This is a genomic window from Ruegeria sp. CDSA021 (assembly GCF_059612325.1).
Genome location: NZ_JBXWQJ010000043.1, coordinates 1 through 3,194, shown reverse-complemented (window position 1 = coordinate 3,194; position 3,194 = coordinate 1). Strand labels below are relative to the sequence as shown.

The following is a 3,194-nucleotide window of genomic DNA, read 5'->3' as shown; positions in this document are numbered from 1 at the left end:
GGAGGAGTGATCAAACCCGGGGACGTCCGTTCTGTGCTCATCACGCCCATTCGAACTAGCTGCAGCATCGGTAGATTGGGCTCGTAGCGGTCGTTAGCTGCGTTCCGTCTGAATGACCGCTCTGCGGACAAAACCGCCGTTCAGCCGAAGTGTGGCGAGTTCCGATTTCGGCCCCAAGCTGACGTTGGCGCAAGTTGCAGGAATTGGGGTTCCGAGCCCAAATGGTCTCTTGGAAACGTTAGATACCAGTCGCTTTAGTCTTAAGTGTATCGCCGTCTCAATCTGTCTGGAGAGGCTTCAAACCAACGATGGCAAGCGCGGGTGAATGCGCTAGGATTCTTGTACCCTAGGTCACGTCCGATTTGTGTGATGTAGCGCGTATCTTCTCCAAGCCATAGATCAGCGAGATGCATCTTCGCGCGGTCAATGAGTTCCGCACCGTTCGTTCCATGACCGCCAAGCTCTCTCTGCAGTGCTTTTGGATGCGCTCCCACAAAGGCAGCCAACCCATCCAAACCGGGCCATTCTGAATAATCGAACACACGAAACAAGGCGACCAAGTCCAGCGGCTGTTGCCGCGTGATCGCATTTTTCGGTGCGGTGTTTCTCTGAAGTGGGGATTGTTGCATGAGCCAAGCGGACGGGAGTGTCATGCTAAGACCCCAAGCGTCACTTTTTTTCACATTGGACGGCGGTACCAATTCGGATGGAATTGCGCCAGGATCAAAGACATAAATCTCAATTTCGTTTTGATCCCACAATGTTCCTAATCTCGCCTTCAACATTTCAGACCAAGAAACCACGTCCCATGCGTCAGCTTGTCCGGGTGGTTGCGACGCCTTGAGAAAGCGCCTGCCGACTAAACAAGCGCGGTCTGCTTCAACACTCAGTTGGTAGTGCATAGAGAACTGAACAGTTTCCACAAAATGCAACCAAGCGACCAGCAGATCACCCAAACTCGGTTTTTCGCTCATTGTGACTGGAGGTACGAAGCCGGCGCTCCATTCATACTCGCATGCGATTTCTGCGCAAAGGTAAGGGTTGCCAGACAAAACAGCGGCTTGTGTCGATGCCAGATAAACGCAGGCGCTAGGAATGGGTTGGCTGGGTTCATCGAGCACTTCGGGTCGCAGTAAACACCCCTTCAATATCTGATTGCGGTCCGCACCCAACTTGCAGGCTCGGTCAGAAACCTCGGCCAAGAACTTCGACTGCATTGTGGGAAGCGTCATTAATGCGGTCTTGGATTGGTTCAATGAGTTATCCCTACTGGACTGAGGAATTTGAAATTGTCCAGAGAAGACAACACGCAAATTCTCTACTTCTTGCTAACCTACATCCAAGTTCAGAATTTACAAATCAGGGACATGCATTGATGAGTTTGCAATTTCACCCATCCACACTGCTCAGATCATTGGCGGTCACCTCGGCGCTTGTCATTGCGGGACTGACAGCGTCACCAAGCGCCGCACAAGAAAAGGGCTTTCCGATCCTTTTCACCAACGTCCACGTCTTTGACGGCGTCAATGAAGAGCGGATCGAAAATGCTAACGTATTGGTCGTCGACAACCTGATCGCGGAGGTCTCGACCGAACCGCTGGCTGTCGCCAATGCTCAGATCATCGACGGTGGTGGGCGCACGCTGATGCCCGGACTGATCGATGGCCACAACCATATCATGATGCCAGCGGCCCCCAATCAGGCGGTGAACGGCTGGCACTGGGGATATCTCAGTGCTGTCGTGGGCCGCGAGGCGGAGAAAATGCTCCTGCGCGGTTTCACCACGCTGCGAGATACAGGGGGCCCAGCCTACGGCATCGCCAGAGCAGTTGACGAGGGTATTCTTCCGGGCCCGCGGATCTATCCCAGCGGTCACTTCATCAGTCAGACATCCGGCCACACGGATTTCCGGTCGTTCAACGAAAGCCATACGCGTGACAGAAGCAGCCGCAATGCCTTTGAAAGTGAGTTTGGTTTCATGGCAGACGGCCGGAGCGAAGTTCTCGCATACACCCGAGAAACGTTGCGCCGGGGGGCGACGCAGATCAAGATCAGCGTAGGTGGCGGGGTCGCCTCCGCCTTTGATCCTCTGGACACGGCGCAATTCACCTTCGATGAAATCAGAGCCGCCGTCGATGCGGCCGAGGACTGGAACACCTACGTCTTGGCGCATGCCTATACGGACCGCTCCGTTCTGCGCGCTGTGGAGGCCGGAGTTCGCAGTATCGACCATGGGACGTTGATCTCGGAACTGGACACCATGATCGCGATGCGGGACGCGGATGTGATCTACAACCCTCAGGCCGTGGCCTTTACGCCAACTCCCGAGAGCGTGGCGTCGCTCCCGCCCGAAACCGTTGAAAAATCACGCCCGGTCGTCGAAGGGCTCGACAGGTCAATGCGTCTGGCAAAAGAAAGCGGCGTGACGATCACCTTCGGAACGGACGTCTTCGGCTCGCCCGAAGCGTTGGCCCGGCAGAACGAAGAATTTGAACTCAGAAAGCAATGGTTCACGTCGCATGAGATCCTGGTCCAGGCCACGTCAAACACCGCGAAACTGGTGGCAATGTCAGGTCCTCGAAATCCTTACACGGACGGACCGCTGGGCGTGATCGAAGCCGGTGCTTATGCAGACTTACTTCTGGTTGAAGGCAATCCGGTGGAAGATGCCGGACTACTGGTCGACTACACAAATAACATCGATCTGATCATGAAGGATGGCGTGATCTACAAGAACACACTCGACTGAGTGTCGCGTGGGGTGAACTTACCTCGGCACCCCGCGCACAAACTAATTTGTCTAAGGGAGAGAGGAACATGAATGCATCAAAACGGTTATTGGCGGCCGCAAGTGTGGTTGCCTTCTCGGCGTCCGCGTCATTTGCGCAGGATGGACCTGTTCAAACCCTGTTCACCAACGTGCATGTCTTTGACGGAGTGAACGAGGCGCGGATCGAGAACGCCAATGTTCTGGTTGTCGATAACCTGATCGCAAAAGTCTCACCCGAACCTCTTTCGGTTGCAAGTGCCGAGGTCATCGACGGTGGGGGTCGCACCCTAATGCCGGGTTTGATTGATGCGCATGTGCACATGGCGATCACGGAGCCGGTTGCGGACCTCAGGGACAATTTTGATTGGATGTACTGGGGCGCCGTTTCCACGATCGAGGCGGAAAAGATGCTGTTGCGCGGCTT

The 3,194-nt window shown here is 55.0% G+C and carries 3 protein-coding genes; 2 read left to right on the top strand and 1 reads right to left on the bottom strand.

Features of this window, described 5'->3' with window-relative positions; genetic code table 11:
• Nucleotides 1-260: 260 nt before the first annotated feature.
• Complete coding sequence (locus tag AC2FLD_RS22335; RefSeq protein ID WP_481668029.1) at nucleotides 261-1,256, bottom strand: helix-turn-helix domain-containing protein; 996 nt, start codon at nucleotides 1,254-1,256, stop codon at nucleotides 261-263.
• A gap of 119 nt (nucleotides 1,257-1,375) precedes the next feature.
• On the opposite strand from AC2FLD_RS22335, the gene AC2FLD_RS22330 reads away from it, so the two are divergent.
• Both AC2FLD_RS22330 and AC2FLD_RS22325 read left to right on the top strand, forming a co-directional pair.
• Nucleotides 1,376-2,749: a metal-dependent hydrolase family protein gene (locus AC2FLD_RS22330; RefSeq protein ID WP_481668030.1), complete on the top strand. Its 1,374-nt coding sequence runs from the start codon at nucleotides 1,376-1,378 to the stop codon at nucleotides 2,747-2,749.
• A gap of 68 nt (nucleotides 2,750-2,817) precedes the next feature.
• A partial coding sequence (locus AC2FLD_RS22325; protein ID WP_496674501.1) for an amidohydrolase family protein occupies nucleotides 2,818-3,194 on the top strand: 377 nt, incomplete at its 3' end.